General features: G+C 53.3%; 12 protein-coding genes and 1 pseudogene. 9 read left to right on the top strand and 4 right to left on the bottom strand.

The features are described 5' to 3' along the window. Nucleotides 1–3: 3 nt before the first annotated feature. From KQP84_RS06085 to KQP84_RS06070, 4 genes are read left to right on the top strand one after another with little or no spacing between them, the layout of a single operon-like run. Complete coding sequence (locus tag KQP84_RS06085) at nucleotides 4–504, top strand: Csu type fimbrial protein (RefSeq protein ID WP_436976283.1); 501 nt, start codon at nucleotides 4–6, stop codon at nucleotides 502–504. Between the two features lie 24 nt (nucleotides 505–528). Then, a complete protein-coding gene (locus KQP84_RS06080; protein ID WP_215845589.1) occupies nucleotides 529–1,227 on the top strand; it encodes a fimbrial biogenesis chaperone in 699 nt (232 codons plus the stop codon). A gap of 10 nt (nucleotides 1,228–1,237) precedes the next feature. Further along, nucleotides 1,238–3,679, top strand: coding sequence for a fimbria/pilus outer membrane usher protein (locus tag KQP84_RS06075; protein ID WP_215845588.1), 2,442 nt, complete (start codon nucleotides 1,238–1,240; stop codon nucleotides 3,677–3,679). Beyond that, on the top strand, nucleotides 3,654–4,652 hold the full coding sequence (locus tag KQP84_RS06070; RefSeq protein ID WP_215845587.1) for a Csu type fimbrial protein: 999 nt from the start codon (nucleotides 3,654–3,656) through the stop codon (nucleotides 4,650–4,652). Before KQP84_RS06075 ends, KQP84_RS06070 begins: the two co-directional genes overlap by 26 nt. On the opposite strand, the gene KQP84_RS06065 is transcribed toward KQP84_RS06070, so the two are convergent. From KQP84_RS06065 to exbB, 3 genes are all read right to left on the bottom strand, one after another. After that, nucleotides 4,649–5,965 carry an MFS transporter gene (locus KQP84_RS06065; RefSeq protein WP_215845586.1) on the bottom strand — a complete coding sequence of 439 codons (1,317 nt, stop codon included), beginning with the start codon at nucleotides 5,963–5,965 and terminating at the stop codon, nucleotides 4,649–4,651. The two genes, KQP84_RS06070 and KQP84_RS06065, sit on opposite strands and share 4 nt — an antisense overlap. Before the next feature lie 251 nt (nucleotides 5,966–6,216). Beyond that, complete coding sequence (gene exbD, locus KQP84_RS06060) at nucleotides 6,217–6,639, bottom strand: TonB system transport protein ExbD (RefSeq protein ID WP_215845585.1); 423 nt, start codon at nucleotides 6,637–6,639, stop codon at nucleotides 6,217–6,219. A gap of 6 nt (nucleotides 6,640–6,645) precedes the next feature. After that, entirely contained in the window at nucleotides 6,646–7,374 is a 729-nt protein-coding gene (gene exbB / locus KQP84_RS06055) for a tol-pal system-associated acyl-CoA thioesterase (RefSeq protein WP_215848216.1), read from the bottom strand. Nucleotides 7,375–7,732: 358 nt separating this feature from the next. On the opposite strand from exbB, the gene KQP84_RS06050 reads away from it, so the two are divergent. The 5 genes and pseudogenes from KQP84_RS06050 to KQP84_RS06030 all read left to right on the top strand — a co-directional run bounded on the left by KQP84_RS06050 (nucleotide 7,733) and on the right by KQP84_RS06030 (nucleotide 12,767). Beyond that, a complete protein-coding gene (locus KQP84_RS06050) occupies nucleotides 7,733–8,710 on the top strand; it encodes a TRAP transporter substrate-binding protein (RefSeq protein WP_215845584.1) in 978 nt (325 codons plus the stop codon). Nucleotides 8,711–8,759: 49 nt separating this feature from the next. Beyond that, the gene (locus KQP84_RS06045; protein WP_215845583.1) at nucleotides 8,760–9,266 is read left to right on the top strand and encodes a TRAP transporter small permease; all 507 of its coding nucleotides are present in this window, start codon (nucleotides 8,760–8,762) and stop codon (nucleotides 9,264–9,266) included. Nucleotides 9,267–9,279: 13 nt separating this feature from the next. After that, entirely contained in the window at nucleotides 9,280–10,566 is a 1,287-nt protein-coding gene (locus KQP84_RS06040; protein WP_215845582.1) for a TRAP transporter large permease, read from the top strand. A gap of 131 nt (nucleotides 10,567–10,697) precedes the next feature. Continuing rightward, nucleotides 10,698–11,887, top strand: a pseudogene (metC, locus tag KQP84_RS06035) (cystathionine beta-lyase). A gap of 217 nt (nucleotides 11,888–12,104) precedes the next feature. Continuing rightward, nucleotides 12,105–12,767: a DedA family protein gene (locus tag KQP84_RS06030; RefSeq protein WP_215845581.1), complete on the top strand. Its 663-nt coding sequence runs from the start codon at nucleotides 12,105–12,107 to the stop codon at nucleotides 12,765–12,767. A gap of 14 nt (nucleotides 12,768–12,781) precedes the next feature. Here the strand turns inward: KQP84_RS06030 and KQP84_RS06025 are convergent, their stop codons facing one another. Further along, on the bottom strand, nucleotides 12,782–13,690 hold the full coding sequence (locus KQP84_RS06025; RefSeq protein WP_215845580.1) for an AraC family transcriptional regulator: 909 nt from the start codon (nucleotides 13,688–13,690) through the stop codon (nucleotides 12,782–12,784). Nucleotides 13,691–13,751: the final 61 nt, after the last annotated feature.

Raw genomic sequence — 13,751 nt, 5'->3', positions numbered from 1 at the left:
TTCATTGCGATCGCATGGAGTTTGCTGCTATTGCTGTGGAGTACAGGTGCGTGGAGTATCACCACCAGTTCAACGACCTTTCAGGTCTCCGCTTCAATAGTGGCAGGCTGCGTCATTTCCGGTACCAATACCGGTGTATTCGGCACGCTTAATTTTGGTACGCAATCTGGCGTAGCGACTAATAGCGTGAGCGCCAGCTATGTTCAAAGCTCCACTATCAACCTCGCCTGCACGCCGGGTACAACGCTAAGCATGACTCTCAACGGCGGCAGTCATTACACCTCCACCCGCAATCTGAAACTCGCCAGCAATACAAATACTGTGCCCTATTACCTCTACACCAATGCCGCGCATACCAATGCTATTCCGGTAGGGCAAGCTGTGCCGCTGAGCTATAGCAATGCCAACAACATAACGTTACCGATTTACGGCTTGCTGCAATTACCCGGCCCGACGCGCGCCGGGGTTTATACCGACACCCTCACCGTCACGTTGACCTGGTGAGGCAAAGTACTAAGGAGCTTTATCATGAGATTACTGCGCGCCCTATTTTTTCTCCTCACACTGGTGCTGCTCCCTCACGCACAGGCGGCCAACTCAGTGATGATTTGGCCGATCGATCCAGCGATTAATCCCGAGGATAAAGCCAGCGAACTGTGGCTGGAAAATCGCGGTAATACCACCACGCTGATGCAGGTTCGTATCTTTGCCTGGCAACAAACCGATAATAAGGAACAGTATCAAACCCAGCAGCAGGTGGCTGCCAGCCCACCGCTGGTGCGCATTGAACCTGGTCAGAAACAGCTGGTACGTTTGATAAAACAGATACCGCCTGCAGCGGGCAAAGAAATGGCGTACCGCGTGGTATTAGATGAAATTCCGACGCCGCATTCCGCTGGAGATAATCAGGCAGGATTGAATTTTCAAATGCGCTATTCAGTGCCGCTGTTTGTTTATGGCGATGGCGTGAACCGCGACAACACACATCCAGACCTAAGCTGGCAAGTGGTGAACAGCGGAGGCGAGCGCTACCTGCAATTAACCAATCGCGGCAACGGTCATGCACGGCTCAGCAATCTCAACATCGGTGGACGTAAATTAGGTAACGGCTTGTTTGGTTATGTGCTGGCGAACAGCAGCAATCGCTGGCCGCTTAAAAGTGCCGTCAGCGGCGTACTGACTGCAGAAATGAATAAGGGTCAGTGGCGCAGCACTGAAAGCCGTTAAGTGCGCAACCATGCATTTTAAGCCGCATCCTCTTACGCTGGCTATGGCTGGCCTGTTCTGCCTGACACCCGGTTTGCTCCGGGCGGAGACGTTTTCGTCGCTGCCGCCGCCGCCGACCTTAAACACCAGCGCCAGCAGTCAGCAATATATGCTCGAGCTGGTTGTGAATCAGCGAGAACGTGGCGACATCGTGCCAGTGGAACAGCGTGACGGCCATTTCTATGTGCGTGCAGGTGATTTACAGCGTGCGGGGCTGCCTGCCGAAAAATTTCAGGGGCAGCAGCAGGTAGACGTGAATCAGCTGGCGGAAGTGAAAGTAGAATATGACGATCGCCGCCAACGCCTGCTACTCAGCGTTCCGCCCGCCTGGCTTCCCGGCCAGACGATTGGCGAAGCGCGTAATGGCCCGCGCTATCCTGGTCAGGCCAGTAGCGGTGCGCTGCTGAATTACGATCTCTATGCAACACGTACCGACACAACCGGCACCCGCCTCTCCGCCTGGAATGAGCTGCGATTCTTTGGCAGCGCCGGGCAATTCTCCAGTAATGGCGTCTGGCAACAGCAGATCGAGGGCAGCAACAGCTATCAGGATGATGGCTATATCCGCTACGACACCTGGTGGAGCAATGAAAATGAAAACGCCATCGTGAGTTGGCGGGCGGGTGATTTAGTCACAGATGCGCTGGCGTGGAGCAGCAGTGTGCGGCTTGGCGGAGTGCAGATTGGCCGCGATTTCAGCGTACGTCCAGACCTGATCACCTATCCGCTGCCCGCTTTTTCTGGACAGGCTGCAGTGCCGTCCACCGTTGATCTGTTTGTGAATGGTTCTCGCTCTAGCCAGGCTAACGTACAGCCTGGCCCGTGGTCATTGACCAACGTGCCGTTTGTGAATGGTGCAGGTGATGCGGTGATCACCACCACCGATGCGGTAGGTCGTCAGGTGATCACCACCCTGCCGTTTTATGTCTCCAGCAACCTCTTGAAATCCGGCTTGTCGGATTACTCCTTTTCGGCGGGTGCGGTGCGTGAAAACTACGGTATCAGTAATTTCGATTACGGCGCAGCGGCGGCAAGTGGATCGTATCGTTACGGATTAACTGACTGGTTGACGCTGGAAAGCCACGCAGAAGGCAGCGATAACCTGGCGATGGGCGGCGCAGGTGCACAGTTCAAGGTGCGCAGTTGGGGTGTAGTAAACGGGGCGGTGGCGCAAAGTCAGTTTCAGGGCAAACCCGGCACGCAGTACAGTTGGGGTTATCAATACAACAACAGCTGGTTTAGCCTCGGCACGCAGCACACGATACGTAATGCCGACTTTGGTAATTTGGCGCTGCTGAGCAACCAAAGTAACACCACCAATCAAATCAGTTACAGCCTGGCGCGTAGGACGTCGCAGTACAACGCCAGTCTTTCGCTAAACCGCTATGGAAGCCTCGGCGCGGCTTACATCGATATCGCCAGTGGTGACAATGAACGCACGCGCTTATGGAACCTTTCGTGGAGCAAAACGCTGTGGGGCAACTCAAGCCTTTACGTTTCTGCCAGCCGCGATCAGGAACAAGGTGAATGGAGCGGCGCGGTGTCGCTAATTATTCCGTTCGGTGAACATGGTAGCGCCTCAGTGAGCATGGAGCGCGATCAGCAAGGGCAGAATAATCAGCGCGTTTATCTGTCACGCGCCATGCCCAGCGACGGCGGCATGTCGTGGGATGCGTCCTGGGCGAATCAGGGCGGTAACAGCGGTGATTATCGCCAGGGAAGTCTGCGCTATCGCAATAACAAAATTGATATTTCAGCCGGTTTCTATGGCGACGATGACAACACTACGCAATGGGCTGATTTAAGCGGTTCGCTGGTGTTAATGGACAACCAAATGTTTGCCGCCAATACCATTAATGATGCGTTTGTGGTGGTGAAAACCAACATTCCCGACGTCAACGTGCGTTACGAGAATCAATCAATGGGCCGCACCGATAAAAAAGGCTATCTGCTGGTGCCGTCGATCAGCAGTTATTATCCGGCCAAATATGATATCGACACCCTGGATTTGCCTGCCGACATGACCACGCCAAAGGTTGAACAGCGCTTTGCCGTGAAACGTCAGAGCGGTTTTCTGCTCGATTTCCCTGTTGAGCGGTTACGTGCCGCCAGCGTGATTCTGCATGACAGCGATGGAAATCCGCTGCCCGTTTCCAGCCAGGTTTTACGTCCAGGTCAGGCCACCGGTTATGTCGGTTTTGACGGCATCGCCTGGATAGATGAATTAACCAGCACCAATAAAATTCGTGTCGAAACCCCGGATGGCCGCAGTTGCCAAACCGAACTCTTGATTCCCGAAGGGCAGCCGCAAGCGCTGAAAACCTATGGCCCGCTAACCTGCCGATTACCTCCCGCGCCGGCTGGCACGCCGGTGGCCAACCCTGAAAATGCGACCTCAGGAATTATTCCATGAAAAAATAGTGTTACTGCTGGGATTGCTGCTGATGCTGCCTTCGCTGGCGCGGGCGGCGTGCGGCCTTCCCGCCTCAAACGCCAGCTTTGGTACCGTCACCACCTTTGCCGCCAATACCACGGTCGGTTCAACTTCAACCAACGCCAATGTTAACTGTGGCGCAGGCGCAGGCTTGTCGCTGCTCAGCGGAAATCAGATCACGTTTCAATTAACCGGGGCAACCAATGTGAACGGCACGCGCGGCACGCTAAAGCGCAGTGGCGATACCGGTACAGATAATATTCCGGTGCGATTGTGTACCGATAGCGCCTGTGCCAATGAGCTGGTTATTGGTGGCGCGGCCTACGTTTATAATTCCGCAACGTTGCTGAACCTGGCTGGATTGCTCGGTAGCCTGAACTTTGCGATCCCGGTTTATCTGCGCTCGGTTGCCGGACAAACGGTGGCAGCCGGAACTTATACGGTGACATTGAATATGGCAGTGACCTATAACGTCTGCACCAGCGTCAGTCTGCTGGGAATTTGCCTGACGCCGCAAACCGGCAGCGGCGTCATTCCCATCACTGTCACCGTCATTCTCACCAACGACTGTACTGCGATTACCGCGCCCAATGTCAGCTTTGGCAGCGCTCCGCTGGTTGGCAGCTTTTCTGCCATATCGCAGACCATTAATGTGCTCTGCAGCAAAGGCAGCACTTACACGGTTGGATTGAGTAATGGCAGCTACGCAGCGGGAAGCGTGAGGAATATGGCCAACGGCACCAATCGTCTGAGCTACGAGATTTATAAAGGCACCACCAGCAACCGCTGGGGGCCGAGCGGCACGGAGCGCTGGAGCAGCAGCACGTCAACCAGCGTAACCGCTGATGGATTAACGCGCGGCTTTAACTATACCGCGCGCGTCTTAACCAGCCAGAACACGCCGCCAGCAGGAAATTACACTGACAGCGTGGTCGTCGATCTTACTTTCTAAGCGTTGACGGGCGCGCCGCTATGGCGCGCCTGATACTGTTTTACCATCCGGCCAATCAGCAACGTGCCAACCAAGCCGCATATTGCCGCAAAGGTGAGCCAGATGCCCGGCATCGCTTTGTCGCCAGTGGCATGAATCAAATAGCTGGAGATTGCTGGCGTAAAGCCACCAAACAGCGCTGTTGCCAGACTGTAGGCCAGTGAAAAGCCCGCTGCACGGACTTCAGCAGGCATGATTTCAGCCAGATAAACCACCATCGCCCCGTTATAGCTGGCGTACAGGAACGAGAGCCACAGTTCCGCTTCTAACAAATGGGCGAAGCTGGCCGATCCCACCAGCCAGTGCAGCACCGGCCAGGTGGTAACGATCATCAGCAGGGTAAAAATAATCATCAGCGGACGACGACCTACACGATCCGACAGTGCGCCCATCAGCGGCAGCCAAATCAGGTTGGAAATCCCGACGAACAGCGTCACCAGAAAGCTCTGCTTATCGCTCATCATCAACACGGTTTTGCCAAAAGTGGGAGTGAAAGCGGTAATCATGTAGAACATCACAGTGGTGGTCACTACCATCAACATACCGGCTAACACCAGCGCCCAGTTACTGGCTACCGAACGCATGATCTCCGTCATGCTCGGATGGTGTTTGCGCTGGCTAAAGACCTCGGTTTCTTCCAGCATGCGACGAATATAAAATAGAAACGGCACAATCAAACAGCCAACCACGAAGGGAATGCGCCAGCCCCATTCGGTGACTGCCTCTTTTGCTAACAGATGATTAAGCAGTAAACCCAGCAGCGCCGCAAAAATCACCGCGACCTGTTGGCTACCCGATTGCCAACTGACAAAAAAGCCTTTACGCCCTTTTGGCGCAACTTCAGCCAGATAAACCGAGACACCACCTAACTCAACGCCCGCCGAGAAGCCCTGCAATAGCCGCCCCAGCAAGATCAGAATCGGCGCCGCCGCGCCTAATGTGGCGTAGCCGGGCACCAGCGCAATGGTCAGCGTACCGATCGCCATTAAACCCAACGTCAGCAGCAATCCTTTACGCCGTCCATGATGGTCGATGTAAGCACCTAAAATGATCGCACCCAGCGGACGCATCAGGAAGCCCGCGCCGAAGGTCATTAGCGTCAGCATCAATGAGGCAAAAGGGTTGTCGCCAGGAAAAAAGGTTTTGGCAATGGCGCTGGCGTAATAGCCAAACACCATGAAATCGTACATTTCGAGAAAGTTACCGCTGGTAACGCTAAAGATAGTTTTGGCTGTGCCTCGCGACGACTTTTGTAAAGATTGACTGCGGCTCATAACGGCTTCCTGAATTTTTTCAGTTTTACCCCGCGAACCGCGCGAATGATGTGAGCAGCTTCACCATTTCACTTTACAAAACTATGTGCAAAAGTAACAAATAATCAACATATCAGCACCAAGAGGATAACCACCTTCACAGGCGCTGATTTTTTACTGTTTATGCTGTAAGCCTTTTACCTGAAACAAAAAAGGCAGCTGAATCTGCATTCAGCTGCCTTTCTGTTTAAAAAGCGTCGTTGAGAGGAACGTTACTTCTGTACCGTTTCCATCCCCATCAAACCAATCTTGAGATAACCTGCGGTTCGCAATTTATCCATCACGCCCATCAGGGTTTCGTAATCGACCGATTTATCCGCCTGGAAGAAAATCGTGGTTTCTTTATTGCCTTCCGTTTGGTTATTCAACACGTTGACCAGCGTCTCGGCATTGACCTGCTCGTTACCGATATATAACTGCTTATCGGCCTTGATTGAGAGGTAAACCGGTTTCTCAGGACGTGGCTGCGGCGTACTGGTGGAAGCAGGCAGATTAACGCGTACATCTACGGTCGCCAGCGGCGCTGCCACCATAAAGATGATGAGCAGAACTAACATCACGTCGATAAACGGCGTTACGTTGATTTCATGCATTTCGCCATCAGTGTCGAGGTCGTCGTTTAATCGCATTGCCATGAGAACTTATCCTAAACGCAGTTTTTGCGCTGTCGCAGGACGCGCTGCTTCAGGTTGAGAAGCGACGTTACCCAGATCGATGTCACGGCTTTGCAGCAGCAAAACCTGCGCAGCAACGTCGCCCAGCGACGCTTTGTAGCTGGCGATCATGCGAGCGAAAACGTTGTAGATCACCACCGCAGGAATCGCTGCGATCAGGCCAATTGCCGTTGCCAGTAACGCTTCTGCGATGCCCGGCGCAACCACAGCCAGGTTAGTGGTCTGGGTTTTAGCGATGCCGATAAAGCTGTTCATGATGCCCCAAACAGTGCCGAACAACCCGATAAAAGGCGAGACCGAACCGATGGTGGCCAGAAAACCATTACCACGACCGGCGTGACGGCTAAAGGCCGCAACACGGCGCTCAAGGCGGAAGCTGGTACGATCTTTAATGCCGTTGGTGTCTTCAGCACCGGCAGAAAGCTCAAGCTCGTTACGCGCATCGTTCAGCAGTACAGCGCTGTGGCTGTTGTCGGTGAACTGCTGGGCAGCACGTGTGGCGTCATTGAGGTTGCGGGCTTCGCCCAGCGCTAATTGTTCGCGTTTCAGGCGTCGTTTGGCCGATGTCAGTTCAGCAAATTTGCCGAAAAAGAGGGCCCACGTCACGACTGAAGCCAACAACAGGCCAATCATCACCACTTTTACCACGATATCGGCATGTTGATACATGCCCCAAACGGAGAGGTCCGTTTGCATCAAATCACTGGCTACCACGCTGCTTCTCCAACTCATGTGCACGGATGCGGAACAAGCGCGAATAATAGCAAAAAACCAGCGAATTGATAGTAGTTCTCATTACTATTTACAAACCAAAGATGCGTTTTTTAAACGCAATCTGATTGGATCCTCGACAATTTATAAGGATGTTTTGAAATTGTGACGGTGCATATAAATTTATTAAAACATCGTTTCAAAATGTGATCTTATTCATCCAATCGTTATTGCTTTGTTTCGCCGTACCACATTTTCATGAATGCTGATGCCAAGCGGCCACCCTGCTGGCTAATACCTATGCGCCGTTCCTTTACTGCCCTTCCCATGCTGGAGAAAAAGAATGACAACGATGAAAACACGCCTTGCTGTGCCCCTTTCTGCCGCAGCGATATTATTCAGCGCTGCGGCTTCTGCACAGGTATTGAAGGTGGCGGAAGTTCAACCCGCCGGTTATCCAACGGTAGTGGCGCTGCAAAGCATGGGCGAGAAGCTCAAAACAGCAACCAACGGCCGGCTGGAGATGAAAATCTATGCGGGCGGCGTTCTCGGCGATGAAGATCAAGCGCTGCAGCAGGTTCAACTGGGTGCGATCGATATGATCCGCGTGTCGCTGGCACCCGTGACCACCATCGCACCAGAAACCAGCGTGTTAACGCTGCCCTATATTTTCCGCGATGTCGATCATATGCACAAAGTACTGGATGGCGATGTGGGCAAAGAGATCGTCGAGAAGTTCGATCAGGATCCCAATACCCGCATGGTGTTTCTCGGCTGGACCGATGCCGGTGAGCGTAACATGATCACTAAAAAGCCGCTGGCGAAACCAGAAGACCTAAAAGGCATGAAGATCCGTGTGCAAAATAGTGCGATTTCGCTCGCAACGTTGAAAGCGATGGGCGCAAATCCGGTGGCAATGGGCGTGAGTGAAGTCTTTAGTGCGATGCAAACCGGTGTGGTTGATGGCACGGAGAACAACCCACCGACGTTTGTCGCCCACAACTACATGCCGGTCGCTAAGTACTACACGCTGAGTGGACACTTTATTCAACCCGAGATGATCCTGTTTTCAAAACGCGCCTGGGATCGCATGAAGCCTGAAGATCAGGTGCTGCTGAAGAAGCTCGGTAAAGAGGCGCAGGATGAAGAGCGCCAACTTTGGGCCACCTACACCGACCAGTCGATCGCCAAGATGAAAGCGGGCGGTGTGACCTTCCAGCAAACCAATCGGGACTATTTTGTTAAAGCGACTCAACCGGTACGCGATCAGTTTGGCGGCAAATACCAGAGTCTGATGACGCAGATCGCCGACGTGAAATAACCCTTCCCGCGCCACATTGCCATGTGGCGTGCTCAATCAGGTATCAATTATGACTGCATATTCTCGTCTGATGGATGGGGTTTATCTGCTGTGCATGCTGATCGCCGCGGTCGCGCTATTGATTATGGTGACGGTGATTCCGATCGGGATTTTCGCCCGCTACGTGATGAACGGCGCTCTAGCCTGGCCGGAACCGGTGGCCATCATCTGTATGATCATTTTTACCTTTATCGGCGCGCCGGTTGGACTGCGAGCGGGTACACATATTTGCGTGTCGATGGTCACCGATCGCCTGTCACCAAATACGCAACGCCTGATGCTGCGCGTCTGTGATCTGTTGATGATTATCACCTGTCTGGTGATCTTCCAGGCCAGCTACAACCTGTGTGAAGCGATGTGGATTCAGCCGCTCGCCTCGCTGCCGCTGGTGACCTACGGCGAGATGTATTTACCGATACCGATTGGCGCCATCTTTACCCTGCTGTTTGTTGTTGAGCGGTTGCTGAATGGCGACCAAAGTCAGCGACCCATAGTTACTTTGGGCGGCACCCACTAACAGGAGCAGAAAAATGGACGCACTGATTTTGATTGGCAGTTTGCTGGTGCTGCTGATGCTGGGTTTTCCGGTGGCGTTTGCTGTCGGCCTGAGCGCCTTTATTGGCGCCTGGTGGATTGATCTGCCGCTAGAAGCGGTGGTGATTCAAATTACCAACGGCATCAACAAGTTTTCCCTGCTGACTATTCCGTTCTTCATTCTGGCCGGCGCGATCATGGCTGAAGGCGGCATTGCGCGACGGCTGGTGAATTTTGCCTATATCTTCGTCGGCTTCATTCGCGGCGGCTTGTCGCTGGTGAATATTGTCGCCTCAACTTTCTTTGGTGCAATCTCAGGTTCCTCGGTGGCGGATACCGCCTCGATTGGTTCAGTGATGATTCCGCAGATGGAAGAGAAAGGCTATCCGCGTGATTTCGCCGCCGCCGTGACCGCCAGCGGTTCGGTGCAGGCGGTGTTAACACCGCCGAGCCACAACTCGGTGATTTATTCGCTGGCGACGGGCGGCATGGTCACTATTTCATCTCTGTTTGTGGCGGGTATTTTACCAGGATTGATGCTGGGCGGCTGTTTGATGGTGATGTGCCTCGGCTTTGCGCGGAAACGTGGTTATCCAAAAGGTGAGCGAATTCCGTTTCGTCAGGCGCTGAAGATTTTCTTCGATGCATTTTGGGGCTTGTTTACCGTCATCATCATTATGGGCGGGATTCTCTCTGGCATATTCACCGCCTCTGAATCAGCAGCCATTGCTTGTGTCTGGGCGTTCTTCGTCACCATGTTCATCTATCGCGATTTTAAATGGAATCAGCTGCATATTCTGCTGTTTCGCACCATCAAAACCGTGACCATTGTAATGGTGCTGATCGCGTTTGCCGCTGGGTTTGGTGCGATAATGACCTTTATGCAGTTGCCAACCCTCATCACCGAAGCCTTTACCAGTTTTTCCAGTAATAAGTACGTGATTTTGATGTGCATCAACGTGCTGCTGTTAGTGGTTGGCACACTGATGGATATGGCACCGCTGATTCTTATTCTGACACCGGTGCTGCTGCCAGTGGCAACCGCGTTAGGCATCGATCCGGTGCATTTTGGTATGATCATGCTAACCAACCTTGGCATTGGTTTAATTACGCCGCCGGTAGGGACGGTTTTATTCGTTGCCAGCGCGGTGAGTAAACAGAAGATTGAGCAAGTTGTCGGGGCGATGCTGCCGTTCTACGGCATGCTGTTTATTGTCTTGATGCTGATAACCTATATTCCGGCCATTTCGCTCTGGTTACCCCGAATAATGGGTGTGATGTAGCAGGAAAAAAACGGGCTGAACAGGCCCGTTTTTTACTGCGCCGTGCTCTGATAATCATTATTCAGAGTCAACCCTGCCACCGGTTTCATGTTAACGTGAAGCCTTTGTTGGAAGCGGCAAGGTAGAGAAAAATGACCACCAAAAAGATTGATACCACGCTCGTTAGCGCAGGACGCAGCAAGCGTTATACCCAAGGCTCGGTAAACAGCGTCATTCAACGTGCTTCTTCATTAGTTTTTGACACCGTAGCGGAAAAAAACAGGCCACCGCAGGGCGCGCCAAAGGCGAACTTTTTTATGGCCGTCGCGGCACGCTGACGCATTTCGCGCTGCAAGACGCGATGACAGAACTGGAAGGCGGCGCAGGCTGCGTGCTTTATCCTTGTGGTGCAGCAGCCGTGTCGAACGCGATTTTGGCGTTTGTTGAAGCTGGCGATCATATTTTGATGAGCGGCGCGGTGTATGAGCCGACCCAAGACTTCTGCGACAAAATTCTAAGCAAACTTCAGGTTTCCACCACCTATTTTGATCACTGCATTGGCAGCGAAATCGGCGCGTTAGTGCAGCCGAATACCCGCGTGGTGTTTCTTGAATCTCCCGCCTCAATCACTTTAGAAGTGCAGGATGTACCTGCCATCGTGGCGGCAGTACGCGCTAAAGCCCCCGACGCGATTATCATGATTGATAACACCTGGGCCGCAGGCATCTTGTTTAACGCACTGGCGCATGGCGTAGATATTTCTATTCAGGCAGGCACCAAGTATTTAATTGGTCACAGCGACGCGATGATCGGCACCGCAGTGGCTAACGCGCGCTGCTGGGATCAACTGCGTGAAAATTCCTATTTGATGGGCCAGATGGTCGATGCCGACACCGCTTATATGGCGAGCCGGGGTTTACGCACGCTGGGCACTCGTCTGCGTCAGCATGAAGAGAGCGGCATGCAGGTTGCTGAATGGTTGGCGGCGCGCCCTGAAGTGGCACGCGTTAATCATCCGGCGTTGCCACAGTGTAAAGGCCATGAATTTTGGCAACGTGACTTCACCGGCAGCAGCGGGCTGTTTTCGTTCGTGTTGAAAGAAAAATTAAGCCACGAGCAGCTGGCGCACTATCTCGATCATTTTCATCACTTCAGCATGGCGTACTCGTGGGGCGGCTATGAATCGCTGATTCTGGCGAACCAGCCAGAAGAGCTGGCCGCTATTCGCCCGGCGGGTGGCGTTGATTTCGACGGCACGCTGGTGCGTCTGCATATTGGTTTAGAACATGTCGATGATTTGCTTGCCGACCTTGCGGCGGGCTTTGCGCGTCTGGCGCGCTAACGAATATCAACAAAACGTAAACCGTGCGACGGCAACCCGCAGAGATCAACAGGTCGCTGCTGGCTAACTGTTAAAATATATCCTGAATAGTTTGAGCGCAGTAGAGCGGCAAGGTTGTTAGCCACAGGAATTGACTCAGCTGCGAGTCAGCATGGTCAACGCGCCGCCGCTTAAAATATGACGGGTATAGAATCCTTGTGACTTGATGGGAAAGCTAATGGGTGTATTACACGAGATTGTCCACGCGCTCTGGCATCAGGACTTTGCGGCGCTGGCTAATCCAGACGTGGTGTGGGTAGTTTACGGCGTGATGTTTTTGACGCTGTTTTTAGAAAATGGTCTGTTACCCGCTTCGTTTCTTCCCGGTGACAGCTTGCTGCTGCTGGCGGGTGCGATGGTCGCTAAAGGCGTGATGGATTTTATTCCCACCATGGTGATTTTGACCACCGCCGCCAGCCTCGGCTGTTGGCTCAGTTATTTGCAGGGGCGCTGGCTAGGCAATACCAAAATAGTGAAAGGCTGGCTGATGCATTTACCGGCACAGTATCACCAGCGCGCCTGGAATATGTTTAATCGTCACGGTTTGATGGCGCTGCTGGTAGGCCGCTTTCTCGCCTTTGTGCGTACCATTTTACCCACCATGGCGGGCATTTCAGGCTTGCAGAATGGCCGTTTCCAGCTGTTTAACTGGCTGAGCGGCGCGCTGTGGGTGGGCATTGTGGTGGCGTTTGGTTATGGCATCAGTCAGGTGCCTTTCATCAAACGCCATGAAGATCAGGTGATGGCGATTTTAATGGTGCTGCCGATGGTGTTGCTGTTTCTTGGATTGGCTGGCAGCATCGCGATTATTTGGAAAAAGCGTCGGCAAAGCAAAGCCTGACCAGACCGCGTGCGTCAGGCAGATGGCTCTGCCACCGTCTGACGCACGCGATTCACCTCTTCTCCCGGCGTCACGCCAAAATAGCGTTTAAACTCCCGCGAAAATTGCGATGGGCTTTCGTAGCCAACTCGTACCGCCGCCACGCTCGCTTTCATCCCTTCATGCAACATTAATAATCGCGCCTGATGCAGTCGATAGCGCTTGAGGTATTGCAGCGGTGAGGTTTGCGTCACGGCTTTAAAGTTGTGATGAAACGCTGACACGCTCATGTTAACTTCCGCCGCGAGCGTATCCACGCTGAGATTATCAGCAAAATGATTTTCAATGCGGCGCAGCGCACGGGCTATCTGGCTGAACTGCGTTTGGCGGCTCACCAGTGACAGCAGCGCACCGCCGATCGGCCCCGTCAGCACGTAATAGATAATCTCACGCACGATTTGCGGCCCAAGCACGCGGGCGTCACGCGGCTGGAGCATGACATCCAACAGACGTTCTGCGGCGCACAGCATCGGCTCTGTCAGCCAGGCTGAATGAATACCCGACGTTTGTGGTTGTGGCTGAAAGGCTTCGTCATCACCAATCTCAATCAGCAGATCCTGCAGGCTGGCGGTATCCACGTTCAGACACAGGCCCGCGATAGGCTGCTCAGGTGAAGCCCAGGTTTCACACTCCACCGGTAACGGCACGGTCAGCATCAAATATTTTGTCGCGTCATATTGGAAGACCGTGCTGCCCAGATAGCCGGTTTTGCTGCCCTGAAACAGAATGACGATACCTGGCTGATACATCATCGGCGTACGCGGACGATATTGATTGGCATAGATCAGCGAGACATTTTCAACCGGACACAAGCGGGCGTGGTCGTGGGTCATTAACGCCACCACCTGCTGCGCCAGGCGATGACAAAGAGCGTCGTGCGCCATAAACACTCCTGGATATATAAAACGATCAGTCTGCCGTGCGCGTGCCTGAATCGCCAGCAAA

The organism is Candidatus Pantoea bituminis, assembly GCF_018842675.1.
Taxonomy (GTDB): Bacteria; Pseudomonadota; Gammaproteobacteria; order Enterobacterales; family Enterobacteriaceae; genus Pantoea; species Pantoea phytostimulans.
Note: the sequence above shows the minus strand (reverse complement) of the source record. Positions and strands in the feature narration are given on the sequence as shown.